The 23023-nt window shown below is 36.6% G+C and carries 25 protein-coding genes and 4 pseudogenes; 1 reads left to right on the top strand and 28 read right to left on the bottom strand.

Features of this window, described 5'->3' with window-relative positions; genetic code table 11:
* Positions 1-85 precede the first annotated feature (85 nt).
* Positions 86-679, bottom strand: a complete 594-nt coding sequence (uptA, locus tag ACXAE4_RS14470) for an undecaprenyl phosphate transporter UptA (RefSeq protein ID WP_014459791.1) — start codon at positions 677-679, stop codon at positions 86-88.
* Positions 680-788: 109 nt separating this feature from the next.
* Positions 789-1493 (bottom strand): endonuclease V, encoded by a 705-nt coding sequence (locus ACXAE4_RS14465; protein ID WP_154988618.1) that lies wholly within the window; start codon positions 1491-1493, stop codon positions 789-791.
* Between the two features lie 268 nt (positions 1494-1761).
* Here ACXAE4_RS14465 and ACXAE4_RS14460 point away from each other — a divergent pair, with 268 nt between their 5' ends.
* Positions 1762-2637, top strand: coding sequence for a glycerophosphodiester phosphodiesterase (locus ACXAE4_RS14460; RefSeq protein WP_154988616.1), 876 nt, complete (start codon positions 1762-1764; stop codon positions 2635-2637).
* A 34-nt stretch (positions 2638-2671) separates the two neighbouring features.
* Here the strand turns inward: ACXAE4_RS14460 and ACXAE4_RS14455 are convergent, their stop codons facing one another.
* The 26 genes and pseudogenes from ACXAE4_RS14455 to ACXAE4_RS14330 form a co-directional block, all read right to left on the bottom strand.
* The gene (locus ACXAE4_RS14455) at positions 2672-3184 is read right to left on the bottom strand and encodes a hypothetical protein (protein WP_154988614.1); all 513 of its coding nucleotides are present in this window, start codon (positions 3182-3184) and stop codon (positions 2672-2674) included.
* A gap of 27 nt (positions 3185-3211) precedes the next feature.
* Entirely contained in the window at positions 3212-3706 is a 495-nt protein-coding gene (locus tag ACXAE4_RS14450; protein ID WP_029322197.1) for a hypothetical protein, read from the bottom strand.
* A 53-nt stretch (positions 3707-3759) separates the two neighbouring features.
* On the bottom strand, positions 3760-4290 hold the full coding sequence (locus ACXAE4_RS14445) for an ankyrin repeat domain-containing protein (RefSeq protein ID WP_154988612.1): 531 nt from the start codon (positions 4288-4290) through the stop codon (positions 3760-3762).
* A gap of 66 nt (positions 4291-4356) precedes the next feature.
* Complete coding sequence (locus ACXAE4_RS14440; RefSeq protein ID WP_098113065.1) at positions 4357-4869, bottom strand: Imm6 family immunity protein; 513 nt, start codon at positions 4867-4869, stop codon at positions 4357-4359.
* 76 nt (positions 4870-4945) lie between these two features.
* Positions 4946-5404: an antitoxin YezG family protein gene (locus tag ACXAE4_RS14435; protein ID WP_154988610.1), complete on the bottom strand. Its 459-nt coding sequence runs from the start codon at positions 5402-5404 to the stop codon at positions 4946-4948.
* Entirely contained in the window at positions 5395-5907 is a 513-nt protein-coding gene (locus tag ACXAE4_RS14430; RefSeq protein WP_098999415.1) for an ankyrin repeat domain-containing protein, read from the bottom strand. The genes ACXAE4_RS14435 and ACXAE4_RS14430 overlap by 10 nt, the downstream gene beginning before the upstream one ends.
* Positions 5908-6013: 106 nt before the next feature.
* Positions 6014-6502 (bottom strand): annotated as a pseudogene (locus tag ACXAE4_RS14425) (immunity protein YezG family protein).
* A gap of 515 nt (positions 6503-7017) precedes the next feature.
* Positions 7018-7473, bottom strand: a complete 456-nt coding sequence (locus ACXAE4_RS14420; RefSeq protein ID WP_028408256.1) for an immunity protein YezG family protein — start codon at positions 7471-7473, stop codon at positions 7018-7020.
* A 399-nt stretch (positions 7474-7872) separates the two neighbouring features.
* Positions 7873-8337: an SMI1/KNR4 family protein gene (locus ACXAE4_RS14415; protein ID WP_475236264.1), complete on the bottom strand. Its 465-nt coding sequence runs from the start codon at positions 8335-8337 to the stop codon at positions 7873-7875.
* A 183-nt stretch (positions 8338-8520) separates the two neighbouring features.
* Positions 8521-9189: a pentapeptide repeat-containing protein gene (locus tag ACXAE4_RS14410; RefSeq protein ID WP_099000628.1), complete on the bottom strand. Its 669-nt coding sequence runs from the start codon at positions 9187-9189 to the stop codon at positions 8521-8523.
* Between the two features lie 19 nt (positions 9190-9208).
* Positions 9209-9988: pseudogene (locus ACXAE4_RS14405) on the bottom strand (hypothetical protein).
* A gap of 368 nt (positions 9989-10356) precedes the next feature.
* Positions 10357-10911 (bottom strand): T6SS immunity protein Tdi1 domain-containing protein, encoded by a 555-nt coding sequence (locus ACXAE4_RS14400; protein ID WP_099000626.1) that lies wholly within the window; start codon positions 10909-10911, stop codon positions 10357-10359.
* Positions 10912-10924: 13 nt separating this feature from the next.
* Positions 10925-10999: pseudogene (locus ACXAE4_RS14395) on the bottom strand (polymorphic toxin type 15 domain-containing protein); the annotation flags it as partial.
* Positions 11000-11603: 604 nt separating this feature from the next.
* Entirely contained in the window at positions 11604-12083 is a 480-nt protein-coding gene (locus tag ACXAE4_RS14390) for a DUF6985 domain-containing protein (RefSeq protein WP_155010097.1), read from the bottom strand.
* A 15-nt stretch (positions 12084-12098) separates the two neighbouring features.
* A complete protein-coding gene (locus ACXAE4_RS14385) occupies positions 12099-13070 on the bottom strand; it encodes an HNH endonuclease (RefSeq protein WP_375164317.1) in 972 nt (323 codons plus the stop codon).
* On the bottom strand, positions 13045-13233 hold the full coding sequence (locus ACXAE4_RS14380) for a hypothetical protein (RefSeq protein WP_375164318.1): 189 nt from the start codon (positions 13231-13233) through the stop codon (positions 13045-13047). The genes ACXAE4_RS14385 and ACXAE4_RS14380 overlap by 26 nt, the downstream gene beginning before the upstream one ends.
* 680 nt (positions 13234-13913) lie before the next feature.
* Complete coding sequence (locus ACXAE4_RS14375; protein WP_099000624.1) at positions 13914-14369, bottom strand: DUF4274 domain-containing protein; 456 nt, start codon at positions 14367-14369, stop codon at positions 13914-13916.
* Between the two features lie 24 nt (positions 14370-14393).
* Positions 14394-15209 (bottom strand): AHH domain-containing protein, encoded by an 816-nt coding sequence (locus tag ACXAE4_RS14370; RefSeq protein ID WP_310876467.1) that lies wholly within the window; start codon positions 15207-15209, stop codon positions 14394-14396.
* Between the two features lie 303 nt (positions 15210-15512).
* The gene (locus tag ACXAE4_RS14365; protein WP_141558918.1) at positions 15513-15998 is read right to left on the bottom strand and encodes an antitoxin YezG family protein; all 486 of its coding nucleotides are present in this window, start codon (positions 15996-15998) and stop codon (positions 15513-15515) included.
* Between the two features lie 515 nt (positions 15999-16513).
* A pseudogene (locus ACXAE4_RS14360) lies at positions 16514-16824 on the bottom strand (DUF600 domain-containing protein); the annotation flags it as partial.
* A gap of 240 nt (positions 16825-17064) precedes the next feature.
* Positions 17065-17580 (bottom strand): Imm6 family immunity protein, encoded by a 516-nt coding sequence (locus tag ACXAE4_RS14355; protein ID WP_098999559.1) that lies wholly within the window; start codon positions 17578-17580, stop codon positions 17065-17067.
* Positions 17581-17591: 11 nt separating this feature from the next.
* On the bottom strand, positions 17592-19796 hold the full coding sequence (locus tag ACXAE4_RS14350) for a ribonuclease YeeF family protein (protein ID WP_224980216.1): 2205 nt from the start codon (positions 19794-19796) through the stop codon (positions 17592-17594).
* 18 nt (positions 19797-19814) lie between these two features.
* The gene (locus ACXAE4_RS14345) at positions 19815-20072 is read right to left on the bottom strand and encodes a YwqI/YxiC family protein (RefSeq protein WP_013083474.1); all 258 of its coding nucleotides are present in this window, start codon (positions 20070-20072) and stop codon (positions 19815-19817) included.
* Complete coding sequence (locus tag ACXAE4_RS14340; RefSeq protein WP_013057382.1) at positions 20069-20500, bottom strand: YwqH-like family protein; 432 nt, start codon at positions 20498-20500, stop codon at positions 20069-20071. Before ACXAE4_RS14340 ends, ACXAE4_RS14345 begins: the two co-directional genes overlap by 4 nt.
* 336 nt (positions 20501-20836) lie before the next feature.
* Positions 20837-22231 (bottom strand): MATE family efflux transporter, encoded by a 1395-nt coding sequence (locus tag ACXAE4_RS14335; RefSeq protein WP_475236258.1) that lies wholly within the window; start codon positions 22229-22231, stop codon positions 20837-20839.
* A 154-nt stretch (positions 22232-22385) separates the two neighbouring features.
* Positions 22386-23018, bottom strand: coding sequence for an HlyD family secretion protein (locus ACXAE4_RS14330; protein ID WP_025751627.1), 633 nt, complete (start codon positions 23016-23018; stop codon positions 22386-22388).
* Positions 23019-23023 lie beyond the last annotated feature (5 nt).

Raw genomic sequence — 23023 nt, 5'->3', positions numbered from 1 at the left:
GAAGTCATGAGCAAATAAAAGAGCTTCTGGTTGCGCATGCAAAAAAAGCATGGCTTTTCGCCATGCTTGTAGTCCAAAAACGATCTTATACGCGCTTTGTACGCGTGCGTTTGAATACGAAATAAAGAACAATAATCACAAATGCCGCAACTACAAACGGAAGCGTATATTTGCTTGCTACGTCTTCAATGTTCGCCCAGTTCTCGCCTAGCTTTCCGCCTAAGTAAATAAATAAAATCGACCAAGGAATCATCGCTAACACGGTTAAAGACGTAAACTTCCAAAACGGCATTTTAGCAATACCTGCAGGGATCGAAATCGCGTGTCGAACAACCGGGACAAAACGAGCGGAGAAAACCACGCCCGCGCCGTATTTATTAAACCAGTTTTCCGCAAGGTCGATATGCTTATCATGAATAAATAAGTACTTGCCGTATTTTTGAAGAAACGGACGTCCTCCGTAGGCTCCAATCCAATATAAAAACCACTGTGCAATCGTTCCGCCAATAATTCCGGCAATGACTGCTCCTGGAAAACTAATCATGCCTTGAGAAATCATATACCCCCCGTAGGCTAGTACAATTTCACTTGGAATGATTTCAATCATTAAGCCGAGCGCAATACCTAAATAGCCAAGGCTCGTTAAAAAATCCAAAATACTCGTAATAAATGAACTCACCTTTAATCACCTTACTCATTCTTTAATAATTTTACACTACTACTATATTCCAACCATCAGTATAAAAGGAAACTATGAACTCATTATGAACAGCTTACTTCCCTGTTGACTACCGGTACCTTTTCCGCAGCTCATGCGTATGCAGATCTGCTAGGCGGACTGGAATCGGAAGCTTACTTTCTTTTGAAATAAAATGCATCATAAGCTGATACGACATGTCCAAATCAATATAGTTTCCGCACGACAGAAAAATAGGCTTTACCCCTTTGGCTGTCCTTACTACTCTACCATAAACTTCGCCATCAATCACAATATCTTCATAAGCGCCCTCTGTATCTTCAGGCATAACGTAATCATGTCCCTTGATCTTTAAATAGCTTTTCCCAATTCCAACGGTAGGTTTATTGAGAAAAAACGAAGCATGTGTGGCTACTCCCATGTGCTCATAGTGCAAATATCCGTTGCCATCAAATAAAAACACGTCGGGCTCTACCTGAAGTTTTTTAGCCGCTTCAAGAATTAAAGGAAGCTCTCGAAAAGCTAGAAACCCAGGAAGATAAGGAACCGTTACTTCTCCTACACTGTGCACTTTTTCCACAACGTTTTTCGTCTGATAATCAACCACTACAATGCTGCACGCTCCGTGAGATATGCCGTTTTCTTCCCAGTACGCAACATCAACACCAGCACAGTTATGTATATGCGTCATTTTGACGCGTGATGTTAAATCAATTTGTGCTTTTAGCTTTTGCTGAAGCGTCCGGCACTCCTCTTTCGTTTGCATCGTAAACGCATGTATGTACTGAATATCCATGTTCCATTCCTTTCATTGACTGACTCACCTATTATACAACTATTTTCTAAGAAATTCCTATTCTTTTTTTCACACCTTCTATTATAGCGCTGTTTCCTTAACGTTTGATTAAAATCGCTATTCGTTTACGCATTTTTTGTAAACATCATCATGAAAAAATCCCTATTTTTCTTTACGAAATGTCAACGTTTTCTACACACTTCCTCTATATCAGCATCACATTTTTTCGTTACGCTATTTCTATACCAACGCATAGGAGAGAAATGTGATGAAAAAATATTTAGCTGGTTTAAGCGCCGTCGCCTTGTTATGCTGTTCAATCGCCTCTTCTGCTTTTGCACGCACGGAAGAAAAACTCACAAATATCGCGCACCGAGGAGCCTCTGCCTACGCACCTGAAAATACAATGGCTGCTTTTCACCAAGCGTTAGAAATGAATGCGGATTACATTGAACTTGACGTGCAGCAAAGCAAAGACGGTGTACTCGTTATTATGCATGACCGTACCGTAGACCGAACGACAAACGGAAGCGGACACATTCGAGAGTTAACGTACGTGGAGCTTCAGCGCTTGGACGCAGGAAGCTGGAAAGGGGATTCTTTTACGAATGAAAAAATTCCAACTCTTTCGCAAGTATTAGATGAATTTCAAGGAAAAATCGGTATATTAATAGAGTTAAAAGCGCCGGAACTTTATCCTGGAATTGAAAAAAAAGTAGCTTTTGAAATCAACAAGCGACAGCTCGATCACGTTATCATTCAGTCTTTTAACGTTTCATCCATGAAAAAAATGCATGAGCTTCTCCCAAACGTTCCTATAGGCATACTAACTTCTTCACAGCGAGATACAAACCCAAACTCAATTCAGCAATTCGCCGCTTTTGCCACTTACTTTAACCCGTCCTATGACATCCTAACGCCTGCTCTTATCCACCAAGTCCATTCTGCCGGAATGAAAATATCGCCGTGGTCTGGAACCAAGCGGCTTCCCGCTTCATTTTTGTGGAAAACAAAAAGTGACGGAGTGATTACAAATTATCCCGATGAAGTGAATTGGGTGCAAACATCAAGTACTATCGGACAACAGCTCGAAAAAGGAAGCGCACGTCGAGTGATTACACTTGCCGTCACAATGTGGCCATAGTCCCTGTAGTCTTTTACTAGTAACCTCGTCTTCCTTACTGCCTTTTTAACGCTTCAATACGTTTAATTTCACTGAAATACTGAAAGTTCCCTTTAAAACATCTCTCAATCGTTTCAAAAAACTGCTCCGCTCCTCCTAACACCACCATAAAAAAGTCTTGTTTTGGAAGCACTGCTTTTACGGGAGGAGATGTATGCAAGGTATACAGTACAAACTGTTCAGAAGCCGATTTTAAGGTTAATACTAACGGTTGATCTGGAAAATTCATCTCTCCATACCCGGTCTCTTTTAAACTCTCCATTGCATTCAACAAATAAAGCCACATCCCATCTATAACATCCCATGCAGATACATCAAGAAGCGACTCACCGTAGTATTCAAGCTTAATAGCTCCTTCAAGGCAAGTAAAATCAAGCTGATTACCGTAACGAATGAGTTCTTCTTCGTTCGATATATCGATAAAATAGTGCGATTCCTTTTCATATAGAGATGATAAATCGGTAATTAAAATACCTGGACGCTTAATGAATGTTTGAACACGAAACAACATTATCCCTCCATGCCCTGTTTGCTTTCACAGCTCAAATAAATTTTCTCCGTCCTTATTTACCCAATACTTTTCTATTTTTGGAATCAAACCTGTAAAGTCTTTATACGTTCCTTTCCAATCGCTTGGAACATATTCTTCAAATGAAGCCGGCTCAGGAAACAGTGAGTAAAACGTCTTTTGATCAAAATCCACCAAAAACGAAGGGCTAAAATCTAATACGTCTTCTTCATCTACGCTTTCTATTTTATCTTCAAACAGCTTTAAAAGAGTAGTTGTATCTGCTTGATACGACTCTATACGTTTTAAAAAAAGCTCAGCATTTTCATTGCTGAGAACTTCGATCCCTTTTCGTTCAGGTTCGATGTATTCATTAACCGCTGAATCACCTTCATTTTCAAAAGCTTGTGCAAACTTTACATAATCCAAATACCATAGCTCTCGATCGGTCACATACCATTGAAACTGCTTTTTATGTACTACTCCGACAATTACGTTTTCAGCATATATGGGTTCTAGCATGAGATGGACCTCCTTGCTTTTATTAGCTTTGTAAACTGTTGTATACGATTTAATTAGTCTTTAATCACTCTCTTTTGTACTTTTCCATTCAGCTTTCGTTTTAAATATTTAGCCATTTCTATTTGTCCAAATTCCTTAGCATATCGGTACGCATCCATATCCTCGATATTCTCTCCGGTATATTGAACGGAAATATCTATACCTTGATCAACTAGATGTTCAACTACTTCTTTATGACCACCGTAAATTGCTGCGAATAATGGATTTCTTTTTGCTGAGCTTACATCTAATTCTGCTCCAGATTGGATTAAGTACTGTACTATTTCTACATGCCCCTCACCTGCTGCCACTCTTAAGGGAGAAGCATCAAATATATCCCCTTTTATATTTACATCGATTCCTTTATGCACTAGATACTCTACTATTTCCATCTGTCCTTTTTTTGCTGCTATATGCAACCAGCTACCAAATGGAGTCATGGTGTGTAGAATTGCTTTATTACTACCTATTAATTCTTTGACTGAGTTAATGTCACCACGTTTAATTGCATTTCTTATTGCTTTATTGACACTGTTTTTCTCCAAAGCATATCCCCCTTAATTTAGCTGTTTCTACCGTTTTTACTTTTAAATAGTTGTGGTCAGTGAACTTCACTGTCGTACTTGTAGTTCTTTTAAGACTTTTGTTCGCAGATCATTCACTGTTTTCCTATTCTTATCATCATTTAATAAAGAAGTTAATCTTTCTATGTAACTATCCGCATTCTCTATACATCTTTCAAAACCATTTATAAAATGCTCTACTAATGTATCATTAACTAAAGCAATGGGTTCGGGATAATATTCGACGCCTTCTCTTTCAAATGCTTTTCTACTAGTATAGGCAACTGCATCAATAATACAGTCCCAGGCTATAACATCTGTTTTATTATCTGACGTCTCTTGAATTATTGTGATACCATTTTCCTCGTGATCTAATAATTCATAAAGAGTATCTCCACTATTTTCTTTGTCTTTTAACCATTCCCAGCATTTACATATAACTTTCCGGGCTGAAATTTGATCTTCCGTACGAGAAAGTACCGGTACTACTTTTTCTGAAAGTGCCAGAAAAAATATCACTTTATCATGTTCTGTTAAACTATTGAAATTAGCATTAGTCATTCTTAAACTCCATTTCCACTTCTCTCACTATGATGAACTTAACTCCTCCGTCTATATATCTTTTGCTCTTCTATGATTAGGAAAGAAATTTTTTTATGATCTTTTTATCATATTCATCTTCTGAAATAATCCCTAAGTACTTATACTCCCAAATCACCTGTTGTTCATACGGGTCAACAGTAAGAATATCTTCATACCCGTAGTCTATCTCAAATTTCCCATCATGACCTAAATGCAAAGTTAAACTTGTCCATATCTCCTGTTTGTTTTCTATAAATACATCTAACAACTCACGAAAGCACTCTAACTGTTTATCTAATAACACTAAGTAGCTCTGTTCTGACACCTCAAATAGTTCAGGTATATCATGACTATATATAGGTTCATCGCTTCCTTTTGGATAATAAAAGAAATACGTTGTTTGAGAACCTTCTCCTACTTCTGCATACAAATAGATTTCTCGCCAGTCTTCTTGTATCATTTCCTTTAAATTATCGGCCACCTTTTGATAAATATTATTAAGCTTTAATTCCATTTACTGTCCACCTTCTGCTTTAAATATTCAGCAATTTCTATTTGTCCTCGTTCAATCGCAAATTCACAGGCATCCATATTTTTCATCGTATCCCCTGTATATGTTACAGTAATATCAATACCACTCTGAACAAGGTATTTTACAATATCAAGATGACCACCATAAATCGCTGAAAATAAAGGATTTCTACTCGAATCGCTTACATCTAATATTGCACCTCTATCGTATAAGTACTGAACTATGCTAAATTCACCTACACTCGCTGCATGTGCAATTGGCGCTGACTTTGGTACACCTTCATTTGTGTTAATATCCATCCCGTATTCAACTAGGAACTTTATCATATCAAGGCTACCAGCTCTAGCAGCCACGTGTAGCCATGTTTCAAAAGGAGTTATAAATTCAAGCAACCTTTTATCTGCAATCAGAATCTCTTTTGCTTGTTCTGTATCACCGTTCTTAATGAAATCATAGGTTTTAACTGCTTTTTCCTTATTATCCATAGAAACCTCCTAAGATATTTTTGTTCATACGGCTTCTTCACCAGTTTATAGTATCAGAGAGATTTCTTTAGCCTTATGAAACCCCTTCCAGAATTCTTCTAATGATTTAAATAGGATTATGTGGATATTCTTTTAAATAGTGCTCTATTAAATCTTTAGTTTTTTCATCTATTGGTACTTCATTTAAATATTTGCACTTCCAAAGTTTGAGCTGCGCTAAAAAACCATAATCTGTTTGAAACCAATTTGTATAATCAAAAGATACTGAGAATTCTCCTTCTCGATCAAGGCTCATTGTAAAGGAATACCACAAATCCTGATTATGTTCTTCAAACACTTCTCTCACTTTACTACTAAGGTCCAAAAGTTTATCTTCTTTTTCTTAGAATTCTAATTCAGAAACAACAAATCTTTCTGTAATATCTAAGCTATAATGATACGTTTTTTTATTCGAAGGCTGATTATAAAAGAAATACGTTCCTCCTCCATCTTCTGATACCTGTGCATAAAAATAAAATCTTTCCCATTCTTCGGGAATCATATTATTAACCGTTTCTGCTATTTCTTGATACAATTCCTGTAACTGGCTTTCCAATTGCATAAGTTTTATCCTCCTTTCTGGTTTTTAAGTGTTACTATCCCTAGTTCTTCACCTTCAATTTGATACTCTATTCTAAATTTGATAGGGCGTATTGAATGCCATTTTTAACAGGAAAATATTTTTACCGATATTTTTTTAGAAAAGCTTCCTTCAAAGCATTTGCCCAACCTTTATCTTTCTCCATAATAAACCAAATTCCATTAGAACGATTGTTATCTATTTTACCTGCACTAATGTTGTTCCTCAACATGTCGCGTCTGGTTATGTATTCTTTCAAGCCATTTATGGTAACAATATCGTAGATTCCTTTTTCGGTTTCCATAGATTGAGTTAATTTGTTTCACAATTTCATACTCATATAAAAAATGCAAGCACCATCCGTATTTTTACAGAGATACTTGCACTTTTATAGTCGTTATATACCAAAAAACTTCAAAAGAATATCAAATATGATGATCTATTGATTCAAACCAAAGTGAATTCTACTAAGCTCACATATCAATACGAAATTAAAGCTTATTATTTTTCACTTCTTCAAACCACTCATCAGCAACATAATCGGCTGTTTTACTATCATCATTAGTATATACTAAGTCATACTTGTATTCAGCTTTAAAATTGCCACTTTTAACATCATAGATTAACTTCATCTCCGTTGGCATATCTCTTTCATATTCTTTGCATAATTCTTCAATCTTTTCGATATCTTCACATATTATTCGCAACACCATAAGGATTCTTTTTTGAGACACATCATATCTTTCGTCTCCATTCTCCAATGCATCATTCACTTTATGACATTCTACATACTTATTATTGATACAATAAAAGAAACTGCCTGAAACAATTCCTCCTTCACGTGAAGCATAAACATATACTTTATCAGCTCTATCTTCAACGTACTCCATACATATAGATATCATATCAGCTTGTAATTCACTGAACTTATCTTCATATTCTTTCATTTTGCTGTTTTCACTCCTTAGATTAACTCTCAAGAATTCCAGTTAACCTTACCTAAAAAATCTTTTCGTTCCTTTAGTCATCATAGAGTGACCCACCTTATTTGTTTAGATACTTGCAATGACTAGCGATTGCGATAAGCTATTTTGGCGCTATTCTATTTTATAAGCCGTAACTTTTATAAAATAGAAAATAAATACTGAAATGCGCAAATGCGTTTAATAAAAGCACCGATTGCCTAGAAAATGCAATCGGTTCTCCCACTTACTCTTGCAAATTTTTTATTCACAAATTAATCTCATTAATTCAGGAATAAAAGAATTTATACCTATTTACGAACTTAGGCTTTATAAGTTTCCCAATAAAATTAACAAACAAATAAGTTTAGCAGCCCTCTAGGGTTATTTGTCTTTGAGGCTTTTTATAAAAGCTTCAAAGCTATAAGAAATAAGGCTAAAGTGCGTGTTAGAAGGTTCATATTCTTCTTCGTAGATGTCTTCCACGTCTAAGCTCCAATAATAAACCGCTCCAGAATTTTCTCCTGATAATGACAAGCAAATTTTGTTATCAATTGGATCTTCGCCAATAATTAGAAAATTATCAGGTATTACATGGTTACTATGAAAAGCCAAAAATACATTCTGTACATTTTTATGCACTTCTTTAGTGAATGGAAGTATGGATGTTAAAGATGACGTGATTTTTTTGTCTAAGGTTTGAAACCTTCGTATAGTAGGGTTGCCGCCATTGGTTTTAAGTAAAAACTCTTTATAGTCATCGGGCAATTCAATATTCCACTCTTCTTCAAATGATTGAATCTCTTGCAAATTTGCAGGCATACTATTATTTTCAATCTCTATATTCATAAATAAATATTAACCTCCCTCTATAAATTATCTCAGTCCATAACTTTGCAACCCATATCATCCCTAGAGATTCTTTCTTTTAGTTTCAAGTTTTATAGTGAGAGTGTGACACCCTTTACATGCTGTGACAAATCATACATTAAAACGTAGGTGCCAATTTTACATACAATTTAAAATCAACTTCTATATCATTTTCAACACTTGTTCTTTCACATTTTCGTCAAACTTAGCTCCTTCTACATTTGCTCCTGTCCAAACTACATTGTCGAGTTTAGCACCGGTAAAATCCGCTTCTGTGAAATTAGCATTTCTAGCATCTACCGCTGATAAATTTACATTTTCCAAATGCGCTTTTTCAAATTTACTATTTGTCAGATTGGCACCGCTGAAATCCGTTCCCGTACAGTCGGCCTGTTCCGCATCAATTCCTGACAAATTTGCATGGCGAAATGTAGCATGATTTAAAATTGTTCCAACTAATTCTCCATGTGAAAAATCAGCCTCATCAAAACGAGTTTCAAAGCAACTACTTATATTTATCTTTGCATATTTCATATTTGCTTTAGAAAAATCCGCTTCGCCAAACCTACAATCTGCCATGTTAATTTCCTCTAAATTACAACTTCTGAAATCAGCTAACTCAAAATCGCAGTCATGAAAAGCTGCTCTCATTAGTGAAGAGGCTCTCAACACAACACGTTTTGCCATAATACGCCTTGCCATTACTTCTGACAGGTCTGAAAAACTAAGGTCTAAATCACTCATATCTACCTGATCTATAACCTCATCATTATATTGAGATCTATTTACTATTTCCATAACCCTTATTCGATCATTACTTTTCTCATCCATGATTACAAATTCCTTTCCTTTAATTTTCTAGATACTTCTTCCAAGCAACATTGGGCGAATACGTGACAACCATTCGACTTTCATGAAAACTTGGCACAGCTATTACTTGAGCTGGTTCTAAGTATTTCATTACATGTAACCAACGATCTAGCCATGTATCACTATCAGCTTCTAATGGATTTTGTAAAAGATCCATACAAACCCCGCCCCATTCTAATTCTGATACGACAGCGGGAGTATTTAGTAAGAATTATTTACCAAACATTTCCAAAACCTGACCACTAAAATATGTTCTAGCTCCTACCCCCAAAGGACCGTTAGGAAGAAATCTAACCGGTATAGGTAGAGATGAGATATTCATCCACTTTTGTAAACGTTCACGTTCAGTATTCCAAGGATTAGGTACTGGCCAACAAATTTGAGCTACTCCAAAACAAGGTTTTGTAACTTCTGCGATTTGATCAGATAGCACAAAAAAATCTGACCAAAATTTTTGAGGAATAGATTTTTGAAATTCAAATTTCAGAAATGAACCATAGTTCAAGTTAACTTCAAAGCGTCCTCTATAGTGCACAGATTTATCACGATACAGGTGAACTTCAGATACTTTACGTCCCGAAATTACTTCTTCTAGAATTTCCTCACGATTATATTCCACCCGTACCGTTTCAGCGTTCCCCCAATGAGTAGGAGCAAATTTTTCATTTGACTCAAACACATCCAAAAGACGACCTAATAGCTCCTCTTCGTTAAAAGCTACTGTGGGGTACATTGAAATTGAAAAATAATTAGGTTTCATTTATATCCTCCTTCCATACTAGATGTCATATCAGCCTGCAATTCCTGAATAAATCTTCAAATTCTTTCATACTACTTTTACTTCTTTAACACTAATAAAATGCTGTAAGGCCATGCTTGCCATCAATAATGTTTTTAACTATAAATTTCTTTGTTTGCATATTACTCTCAGTATAAATGTTTTTAACATCAACACCTGTTTTTTTGAAATGTTTTTTTCAAAATTCAACCTCATTTCTCTTTAACTTTCTGATGTTTTTCACATTCACATCGGATAATTTAAAAACAAAAAATTGTTCACAAAAAAACACTTGTTGCCTAAAAGGCAGTCAAGTGCTTATAGTTCATTTTGTAATATAGCTTTGAACATTACTGAACTGGTCCCATGAATTCAGTAATAATAAGAATATGTTCCTTCAATTTGACTTTTTTTAGATTCTCTACTTTTTCTGCTCCACCAAGCCCTAATAATGGAGTATAACCAAAACACTCATCATAAGCTGGCAACTCATAGTGGTCTACTGCTTCAGTATAAGGTGACCATTCTAATGATCTCTGTCTAAATGGTTCTTCCTCTAAAAATCTAATAAATAAAGAATATTTTGAAGCTAGCACTTTCGTTTTAGCCTTACGATAGTTAACCATCACTACATAAGACTCATTATTTTCATCCATCTCAAATAATATAATATCACCCATGGATGTAGCAAAAATTGGAATGGTCCCTTCATTTCTTAAATATGTGTCAGTTATCAACTCCCTAAAATCATCAGGGTTAATTACTTTTAAATAACCATTCAGAAGAGTTCCATATCCATATGTTTTCCACGCTTCAATCAATTCTTTTGGAAGATACTCTTTATATTTATTGATTGTTTCTTCTTCTACTGTTCCAATTTGCCGAAAATCATTGTATATATTCAATTCCTACTCCTCCCTAGTGTATAAGCTTTACATTTAAATACGTGTTTTTGAGTTGTTCAGGCGTCATATCTTTAGCCATCTCTTCTATCACTTCAATCTCTAACAATATGTATCAAGTTCAAGCCTTGTTCCTTACAGTATACTTTGATTTCGTCTTTTTGATATTTCAACTTACCTGTCCTTAAGTTGAGAATTCTGTATACCCAACAACGTTTAATTTTTCAGCCCCCATTACGAAATTAAAATTTATGTAACGCTTTTTTAACGAATAGCGAGTATTATACGGCCGTATCTAATAAAAATACAACTCATAATTTATTAAGCCAAAGCAGAGTTCGAACATCCTTTTACTTTATCCATTGTTTATCGCCTAATTATTATATTATTTTCACAAACCAAGTATTAAAACATAATGCCTTGATGGTACAACCATCATAAGCTATTGATTTTCATTAGCATTTTTTATGTAGTCCAAAGCATAAATTTCTCACAAAAAGCACTTGTTGCCTAAAGTAGACAATCAAGTGCTTTAAATTCTACTGTAACCCTTTTAAAAAGTTCATAATATCATCTTTTTTTAGCGAAGTATTACTATCCTTTAAATAATTAATGAACTCTTTAACCACTACCTTATTTATTAGTTTTATCTCATAAAAACCGTTGGGTCCATTCGGCACTGGGTAGTCCCCAAATTATAAAACAATATCTTGAAAACCAACCTCGACTATTTCTTCATCCTCAAATTTTACCGCAAGACCATGCTCAGGTTCCCACGTGCATTCAAGTAACAAACCAACTTGTCTTACATCTTCATCAAAGACCATAGGAAATATCAGTTGCTTAGGTTCAACAATAGTAGCTATCTCGTCCTTTGTGGATATGACAGGAGCCATCTTATCAGCGAATTTCTCACCGAGTCGCTGTCTGTAATCTTCGTAAACTTCTAAATAATAGTTCAATATAGCATCCTCAGCCAAGTTCAAAAGACGTTCTTTGTCATTAAAAAATTTATGATAAGCATTGACCTGTGCATCTTCAAATTCTGCACCATCTTCTGCTTCAATATTTAATATTACAGTCTTTTCATGTCCAAACAAAGTAATGTTATTATTCCTCTTCCAACCATAGTTGTAGGCTAATTCTCCAAACGTTTCATGTTTAATTGTCTCCATTGATTCCACCCTCTATTATAGTTTTTTTTCGGCTTTACCTGCCTCGGAAACTCCACCTAAATGACCAAACTTACTATTTATTACAGAAGGCACTAGGTCCATAGTCTTCAAATCATTATCCTCGTGCCAAGTATATTTATTTTGCTTACGCCATTTCCTTACTTCCTTAGGGGTTACCCCACATTTTTCAGCTAACCGTTCATCAGCTTTTTTAAAATTAATATCTCTATCAATAGACATACCTTCTATCTCAACTCTTCCTTTCGAGACAGGAGAAAAATCAGGGACAGCATCTGAGTAATCAATGCCTTTCTTATCAACTTGACTTAGGATTTCATTGACTTTCTCATTCTCATGAATAAATGTAGATTCACCACGTTCTCCAGTCCATTTTCCATTATTTACTGGTGTTTGTGCAAGTCTTTCTTCATAAGTGCTGTTAAAGGTTCTAGTTGCACTCTTCTTCGAAACTTCACTCGTACCCTTAGTAACTTCTTGAACCTTCTCAACTTCTTTAACAACCGGTTTCTCCACTCTCTCCACATTCGGGTTAGCCACAAATCGTCCGGTTTCTGGATCTTGGTATCGCTTGGCAGTTGGGTTATAGAGAGCTTGCGCCATCTGCATCGTCTGCTGCTTCACATTCTGCAAGGTCTCCCTCACCGTCTGCTGGGCAAGTGCTGGACCTGCCGGCACAAGATCTGGCATGAGTCTTGGCATACTGCTGTCTAAGGTGTTGTTATACGTTTTATGTAGCGACTGTGTCCAGGAGGCCGGTGCGTTTTTGACGCTTTGGTAGGCTTGCTTTGTGACGTTGGCAACGGCGCTTGTGCGAAGCGTGTTGCGCATGTTGTTGAGCTTTTCGGTTCCTTTGGTCGCAAGGCTTTGTCCCATTTTCCCCGCTACCTTCGTAGAAAGCGCTCCAGCTCCAGCAATTCCTAATGCTTGCAGAAGACTTGCTTTACGCTGCTTTACGCTGCTCTTCACTGATTTTATTCCCGAACATGTCGCGTCCGGTCATGTATTCTACTAAGCCGTTTGCAGCCACAAGACCGTAGAGGCCTTTTTCCGTTTGCTCCAGGACTTTGAAGGATTTGGCGGATTTGTAGGAGTCTAAGAAGTGATCCGCTGCTTCATTACAAGTAAACACACTGATTTTTCACAAAAAAGTGTGTTTACTTGTGACCTGAATAATTATTTAGTGACTTCAAAAAAGAATACACCACTTAATTTTTTATATCGTTTTTTTCTCTAGTAGTGTCACACATTGTACAAAACCAATTATAATCTATAAATTTAACACTTAGCACACTTATAAAATTATACGCGTACCAGCATATTTTTGGGTTAAAACGTAAAAAAGCACTCGTTGCCATAAGTGACAATCAAGTGCTTTAAGTTCATCTTTTTTTAAGTAGCATAAATTTGTAAGTTTTGTAGTGACGGTATAACCCATTTTATATGTCGTGACAACAACTACGTTAAAACTTACGAGTTTGTACGAGTTCGTTAGGTTGATATGCATTCTATGGTTTTATATTTATCACCTAGTAAAATGTCATCTCGCCTAAGCTCGTACTTCATTTTTCTATCCTATCATTGCACACAGTACTCCATGATGGTACAACCATCATGAAGTATATATTTTCAAATACCCTTTTGTTTTTTCTATCTACTTCCTACTTATTTTTTATTCATACATACTTGTGGGTATTTAAATTTAGCACCACAAACTTTATGATATCCGTACACAAAATATAATATAGTAAGCTTTATAAAATTACTATAACCAAACTCATTTATTCACTGTAATGAGTTTTTAATGTTTATTTATATTTTAGGAATATCAATTGTATTTCCTGGTGACTCACTAATGAGAATATCTGAAATATTTGGGTTACTTTTTTTCAACTTGAATATTTGAATTTTTGTCAATTCAGGGTTAAATGATATATTTTGTGTTTTAAACTCTAAATTCATAATTTTATTCTGAAGTTTTAATATAAAAACCTTCCATTCTTGCAATGGAGAATCCGAAACTTCCTCCGGACTTCCTAATAGTCGATATCCATCCGCATAATGAAACATTAGTAATCCCGTTCCTAAGTCACAATTTTCATTTTCAAGAATTGCATTTGGTATATCAAATCCACTATTCCAATTATAATTTGCTGCAAAACAATGAAGGATTATTGGATTATCTATATTCTTTATTCGGTTAATTGTATCCTCTTTATTTGTATTATAAAGTAATTCTTCAAGCAAACTAATATCTTTATTTTCCATTACACCTTACCACCTTATTAATATTTACTTATTTTGTATTTCCAATTGTTTTAGCTTTCTTTCCCAAAGTTCTACTGTTGCACCTTGGCTTGGATACAATGGTAAACCATTTCCCTGTAGTTTTCTTAAATTTTTTTGTAAATCATATACCTGATTTTGTAAACTATTAATACTTTGGCTAATATCCATTTTATTTAATGCTCTTGCAACTACTTCATTGTAGACAGAATGATATCCTCTGTGTCTAGCCATTGTACTTATATTATCATCTGGTACTCTTAGGAAAATACCGTTTGATGAGTCATCGAAATTCATACCTATCTTTTTAATTACAGGATTATCTGCCATTTCAGAAGGAATAATATGCTGTGCTTGATATCCACTCCATTTAGTTGAACGTTTAAGTCCCATTTCTGTCATCATATTTTTTCCTAATTTAGTAGAATTCCCTCCTGTTACAATACCCGGAGTACCAGAAATAATCCTACTACCTTCACCTGTACCCTTAGTACCCGTTTGAATTTGACGTTCACTCACACGCTCTACTTTTACAGGCTTTTCAATCATCTGCAGCGTCTGTTTCTTCACATTCTGCAAGGTCTCCCTCACCGTCTGCTGGGCAAGTGCTGGACCTGCCGGCACAAGTTCTGGACCCAGTCTTGGCATACTACTGTCTAGGATGTTGTTATACGTTTTATGTAGCGACTGTGTCCAAGAGGCCGGTGCATTTTTGACGCTTTGGTAGGCTTGCTTTGTGACGTTGGCAACGGCGCTTGTGCGAAGCGTGTTGCGCATGTTGTTGAGCTTTTCGGTTCCTTTGGTCGCAAGGCTTTGTCCCATTTTCCCCGCTACCTTCGTAGAAAGCGCTCCAGCTCCAGCAATTCCTAATGCTTGCAGAAGACTTGCTTTACGCTGCTCTTCACTGATTTATTCCCGAACATGTCGCGTTCGGTCATGTATTCTCCTAGCCCGTTTGCAGCTCTTCCTTATTCCTTATCAAGGCGGTTGCTATAGTGAGTTGAGATTTGAAGAGTTTTACATCAGTGAGAAAGGCTTAAATTAAAAGTCTTAGTTTTTCTATAATATAAAAACACACTGATTTTCATAAAATACAGTGTGTTTACTTATAACTTTAATAATTATTTAAATGGGATTACTGGGATACTCTTTTAAATATTGATCTATTAAATTCTTAGTTTTTTCATCTGTTGGTACTTCATCTAAATATTTGTACTTCCAAATCTTTTTCTGTGCTACAAATCCGTAATCTGTATTCAACCAATCTGTATAATCAAATGATACAGAGAACTTCCCTGTTTGCTCTAACATTAGCGTAAAAGAATACCATAGTTCCTGGTTATTTTCTTTAAAGATTTCCCTGAGCTGTTCACTAAGATCAAAAAGCTTATCTTCTTCATTATTAAATTCTAGTTCCGATATGTTAAATTGTTTTGGTATATCTAGACTATACGTGTAGCTATTATCTCTAATTGATTTATAAAAAAAGTAAACTCGCCCCTCTGATTCATCAATCTGTGCATAAAAATAAAATTCCCCCCATTCTTCTGGAATCATATTATTAACCGTTTCTGCTATTTCTTGATACAATTCCTGTAACTGGCTTTCCATTTGCATAAAATTTATCCTCCCGCCTGATTTTTAATTGTTACTCTTTCTAATTCTTCACCTTCAATTTGATACTATATTCTAAATTTAATAGGGCGTATTGAATGCCATTTTTAACAGAAAAATATTTTTACCAATACTTTTTTAGAAAAGCTTTCTTCAAAGCATTTGCCCAACCTTTATCTTTCTCCATAATAAAACAAATTCCATTAGAACGATTGTTATCTATTTTACCTGCACTAATGTTGTTCCTCAACATGTCGCGTCTGGTTATGTATTCTTTCAAGCCATTTATGGTAACAATATCGTAGATTCCTTTTTCGGTTTCCATAGATTGAATTAATTTGTTTCACAATTTCATACTCATATAAAAAATGCAAGCACCATCCGTATTTTCACAGAGATACTTGCACTTTTATAGTCGTTATATACCAAAAAACTTCAAAAGAATATCAAATATGATGATCTATTGATTCAAACCAAGCTGAATTCTACTAAGCTCACATATCAATACGAAATTAAAACTTATTATCTTTCACGTTTTCAAACCATTCAACAGCAATATGACTTGTTGTTTTAATATCATCATGCGTATATAAGTCATACTTGTATTCAGCTTTAAAATTGCTGATCCTTACATCATAGATTAATTTCATCTTAGTAAGCATATCTCTTTGATGCTCTTGATACAATACTTTAATTTTCCCAATATCCTCATTTAAAATATCTAATACCATAAAAATTCGTGGTGCGGATGTATCGTAGCTCTCATCCCCCTCTTCCCAAGCATCATTCAATTTATGGGGTTCTAAGAGTATTTACCATTATAGGAGTACCACCATTATGAAGTTAAATCGATACTCCTTGATGGTACTACCTTAATGGGTTATGAACTTCAATAAATCATCATTTAAGTACACAAAGTATGACTATCTCAAAAAAACAAAAACACTTGTTACCTAAAAGGCTGATTCTCTCTTATCATTTAAGGTAAAATCAGTCTTTAAAAGTATAACAAGTGTGCTTAGATTACTAAATAATTATGAATTTTTTGGGGTTGTTTAGTTATTTATTTCTCAATAGATTCATTAATAAAAATCTTTACTGAAGTTAAATCCACCTTTTTATCAGTATCTTTCGGATAATTTTCTTCCAGAAAGTGTAATAATCCATCTGACAAGCTATTATTCTCATAAACCTTCTCAAAGTTTGTTATGAAACTTTCGACAGTCTCGTAATCAACACTTTCAATAGTCTGTGGGAGATATTTACCTTGTTCATATTGATACGCCTCCCAAATTGTATATGCCAAAGCATTTCCTATACATATCCATACTTTTTCATTATCTTCATCATTATCGAGTTGCATATAAGTCATGATATCTGTTTCATCCATGTTTTCTAAATATAAATAAAGGTTAGATGCGTCAATATTCTTAAATTTTAACCATTCCCAAGCTTTTTCTAATGACTCAACAGCTACTTCAAATCCTTCAGATTTAGAAATCTTGTCAATAATCAAGTCCGATAGCGACAATAGATAAACTACTTTGGCATCCTCACTCAAATTATTAAATCGATTCATTTAACCCACTCCTAATCAATATATACACCATTTTTCACTCTAAAATTTAACCTTCCAGTGACTTTAGTACCTTCTACCGCCTGTGAGGTTACCTCAACAATTAAGTTAGGATATTTTAAACTTAATTGTTTTATTATACCTGGATCTTTTTTAGGATTTCCTAACCCACTAAGACAAGTTGGACATACCCCAGAGGGGTTAGATTGATGTAGCTTAAAAATCCCAACTACATCCTGAGGTTGTATACCTGCTTTCTCGACTGCCTCAACAAATTGATTCGCTACTCCCTCTTCAGCATGTCTTGTAGCAGATGGTATTTTCCCCGAAGATTTTATTGGTCTGTTTGGATTTGATACATCAAGGTCTGGAAGCCCAGCTTCTTTCCTAACTTTCGGTGACCCTCCTTCAAAAATCAACCCTTCAAGTTCCTTTACATCAGTTTTACCTACCGCTATTGTATCAGTTTCTGGAACATTCCACTTTTTTCTTAAAGCGTCCAAATCTGTCTTACCAAAGTGGATATTACCATTACCAGTACCCTCAGTATCCTTTTGAATTGAACGTTCACTCACATGCTCTACTTTTACAGGCTCATCAACCTTTTTGACCGTCTCTACCTTAACCGAATCACCCAGCTTCTCCACATCACGCTTGGACATAAACCTTCCATCAGCTCTGCGATAGCGATTATGAACAGGATCGTAGGTTACCTTACCAATCATCTGCATCGTCTGCTGCTTCACATTCTGCAAGGTCTCTCTCACCGTCTGCTGGGCAAGTGCTGGACCTGCAGGTGCTAGCTCCGGCCCCAGTCTTGGCATACTGCTGTCTAGGATGTTGTTATACGTTTTATGTAGCGACTGTGTCCAAGAGGCCGGTGCATTTTTGACGCTTTGGTAGGCTTGCTTTGTGACGTTGGCAACAGCGCTTGTGCGAAGCGTGTTGCGCATGTTGTTGAGCTTTTCGGTTCCTTTGGTCGCAAGGCTTTGTCCCATTTTCCCCGCTACCTTCGTAGAAAGCGCTCCAGCTCCAGCAATTCCTAATGCTTGCAGAAGACTTGCTTTACGCTGCTCTTCACTGATTTTATTCCCGAACATGTCGCGTCCGGTCATGTATTCTCCTAGTCCGTTTGCAGCCACAAGACCGTAGAGGCCTTTTTCGGTTTGCTCCAGGACTTTGAAGGATTTGGCGGATTTGTAGGCGTCTAGGGCGTGATCCGCTGCGCTTAGGCCTTTAGCCGTTTTGTAGATGGCTTTTCCACCTTTTGCGGCTCTTCCTACCCAGCCGACAACCGGAATGAAGCCGGCTGCTGCCATGGCTCCTGCTGCGACGCGCTGTGAGGTAGAAAGTTTTTCACCCGTAACAGGGTCCACGCCTTCTGCTGCTCGTTTATAATCATAATATCCGCTGACCTCTCCTGTAAAGGTAGAAACCGCGTCCCACGTTTTTTCGTACCACGGCTTGTTTGCTTCTTCTTCTTGCTTTTTTTCCAGCTCGTATACTTCTTCTTGCTGCTTGTTGTAGTCAACATATGAAGTTGCATAGTCGTTTAGCTTTGTTTGAACTTTATACAGTTCGCTGTCGTGATAGGCTTTTTCGTCAAAGGCAAGCTGATAGACACTTCCTCCTTGACTCGTAGCAAGCTCTAAGCCGCTTACTAGCGTATCCACTACCGCATAGAAGTCATCCATTTCGCTGTATTCTTTTGACCATTCAGCGTCAAGCTGGTTCACTGCTTCAATTGTATCGGTGCGTTTTTTCTCTGCTTCTTCTATTTTATCGTTAAACTCACTCGTTGAAAACGCTGAAATAGAGACGATATCATCGATGCCGTTTAAAATACTCTGCAGATCGTCGTGCTGCTGCGCAACCATTTCTTTAGCATTGCTATTGGCGTTTTTTAGCTCTGTTTCTAAAAATGATTCAGTTACAATCGTGCTTCCTGATAGCTTTGCTTTTTCAGCTTTAACGTGAAGCGTTGAAAAATAGCTTTGCTGCATTTTAATTAAGTTTTCCCACTGTCCGGCCGTATCGGCGTGCTGCTTATAAAAAGATTTTATATTGTCAGCGCCTTTTCCTTCTAAGCTGCCATCTAAGTCCGCTACGCCCTGCAGCGCTTTTTTCAGTTCACCCAGCTGGCTTAGTAACTCATCGTAGGCTTTTTCCCTGTCTTTTGCTACATCAAACAGCGCTTTTGCATCGTATACCTTTCCCACAGTCATCCCCCTTTGCTGCTACGAATGGATAATAGATTCGTCTTGTTCTTTTAGTAAGTCTACATTAGATTTTGTATCTTTTACGTTTTTGTTTAGTGCTTTTATATAAGTAGAAATAAGCGTTTGAATTTCTTCTTCGCGCGCTTCCCATTTCTCTGTAGTATCAAGGCTGTTTTTTCCAAGGTCAGGCATTTTGCTAATGGATAAATTTCCAATCGCTGTGCTGACTGCTTCAAGCTTTTTGATAACGTCAGCGTGATCAAGCTTAATTGTCATGAAAACAGCCCCCTTCTAATTTCACTAATCTTGTTTTCTACTGCGTCATAGGCTTCTTCACCTTTAGCTAATAAAGAATCCGCTTCTCCAATAACGGCGTTCAAGCCACTCAAAGCTCCTTTTTCAGCTTCTAGCGCCCATATCTTTGTTTCAATTTCACGAATGTATCCATCGTAATCACCGTCTAAAATGCCTTTTATGTTGTCGTAGGCTGCCGTACGTTTTTCGTCAAAATCATCCGATAACGTACCCGTCCATTTGTCTCCCAGCTCAGGCTTTTTGATGTGTTCAATTTCTTTTAATGAAACAGCTTGTTCATGCTCAATTTTACTTTTAGCCGTTCTTAGCTTAGAAATTTTCCCTTCTACATCTGAGACTCTTCCAGATACTTCACCCAGCAGTCCGTCTAATACGCTTCCTAACCCCATATCGTTCCTCCTGTTCCGCACATTTCGAGTTTAATCCAATAATTATAAGTATAAAATTTGTCTCATTATAGCTAAATAGGAAAAAACTCTCTTTTTTATGCTTCTAGTTTCATGAATTGAGATAAAAATGGAAAATCAGAGAAAAAAGACTCATGTCTAAATACGTCATCCAACCATATACCGTTATCTAAAACAAAGAATAAGTAGAATAAAACCATTTCTTTGTACCCATACCCGTTTTTTCCCACAAATTAAAGCTTTTTGCGTAAAAAGACCAACTTTACTTCGTTTTTTTACACAGCAAAAAACCTCTGCACATTCTGCAGAGGTTTTGTTTTATACTTGAACCGGCGTTGGTTCTTCAGCTGTTTGTTCGTGCTGTATAAGTCCGTAGTTTTCCCATGCTCGGCTTTTCCAGCGAAAAAACATAATAACTGCGCGCGTCCATTCATCGGCTGCGATGGCAAGCCAAATGCCAGCGAGCCCCATGTCTAAATGGAAAACGAAGAAATAACCGAGCGGCAAGCTCATCATGACCATCGACATCGCACCAATTAACACCGGATATTTGGCATCTCCCGCTGCCCGCAGCGAGTTAATCAGCACAATGTTCATCGTTCTTCCCGTTTCAAGCACAATGCTCAGAAGCAGCACCGTCGCCCCAAGCTCAATGATATGCGGATTGTCTGTAAACACGCTGATCAGCTGTGTTCTGAATGTCATCACAAGAACAACCATCATCATCGTTACGGCACTGGCCCATTTGACGCTTTTCCATACGCGATGGTACGCTTCATCTTTTTCGTTTCCGCCTACTAAACGGCCGACAATAATCGCTGTACCCATTCCAATTGCAATGGCAAATAAGTAAATGAACATTGAAATATTCATTGCGTACTGTCTCGCAGCAAGTGATTCTGCTCCTAGGTAGGTTGCATAGTATAAAAAGACAATTTGACAGCCTTGATACATCACTTGTTCAAAAGCCGAGGGAATACCGATTTTTAAAATTTTACCGATATATTCTTTTGAAAGAGTAATGTAGTATTGAAATTTCACTCTATATTCCATCACTTGATACAGCAGCCAAAAGAACACAATAAGGGCAACAAATCGGCTGAACGCAGATGAAATCGCTGCTCCTTGCACGCCCATTTCCGGAAAGCCGAACTTCCCGAAGATTAAAGCATAGTTTCCTGCAATATGAAAAATGTTCATTCCAAGTGAAACAAACATTGCCTGCTTCGTAAAGCCATGTACGCGAATAATTGCTGCAAGAGAGTTAATAATCGCTTGAAGAAAAATAGCTCCTCCAACGATGGATAAATAGCTTTGTGCATACATCAGCAAGTCACCTTGTAAGTTCATCGCTTCCATCATATGTCTTGAAAACAAAAGAAAACCCGCGCTAATGACTAGCCCGACTCCTAAATTTAACGTAACGGCCAAAGCAGAAATCTTTGACGCTTCCATATACCGTTTTGATCCTAAATACTGAGAGACAACAATTGCCGCTCCGTTACCAATGACCTCTAACACCAAAATCGCAATGTGAAGGTATTGATTGGCTGCTCCGACTCCTGATACGGCATCATCCGACAGCGCACTTAGCATAAAGGTATCAGCAATCCCCATTAACATAAAAAGAAACACTTCTAAAAAGATCGGCCACGTTAAGAAAAACAAATTCAGCTTTTCTTTTGGCCCTTTTTTTGTTTCGACCGCGGTCATCCCATCACCTTCTTTACCGATATCCAATTTCAAACAAGAAGTATCTTACCACACATTTCCTTTGTATACATCCCCTTTTTAGCACATTTTTTATTTTATTTGTTTAGGCATAAAAAAAGCCGCTTCCTTAGAGGAAGCAGCTTTTTTTCCGTTATTAAATTGAAATTTTCACTTCTGCGTTCATACCTGGAAGAACTTTATCTGATGCGTCATCAATTGAAATTTTCACCGGTACTTTTTGCGTTACTTTTGTGTAGTTTCCTGTATTTTGAGCAGGAAGCATAGAAGACACTGAGTTTGTTGCGCGACCGATTGCTTCAACATGGCCTTTAAAGACTTTACCTGAATCTCCGTCCACTGTAATGTCGACGCTGTCTCCTTCTTCTAAATCACCTAGGTCTGTTTCTTTAATGTTTGCATTGATATAGATTTTAGATAAATCAGCTGTTTGTGCTAACACATCGCCAGCTTTTACTAATTGATTTTGAGATGCGTTGTTTTTAATAATTGTTCCGTCAATCATAGACGTTACGTCTGTTGATTTTTCGCCTTCTTTTAAGCTTCCAACAGAATCACCTTGAGAAACGCTATCTCCTTCTTTTACATTCCATTCGCTTAACTGACCGTTAGCTGAAGCGATGACTTGTGAAAGCGGTGCTTCTACCTGCGCTTCATCTGTTTTAACGTAATTTGCTTTTTCGTAGAAATAATATCCACCAAAGCCTACTAGTAATAAAATCACAATGATTCCAACAATGTTAGTAACCAATAAACGACTTTTACTCATCGGAA

The organism is Priestia sp. ABM2_011, assembly GCF_056158845.1.
The sequence above is the reverse complement of the archived record's forward strand: the minus strand, read 5'-3'. Positions and strand labels throughout refer to the sequence as shown.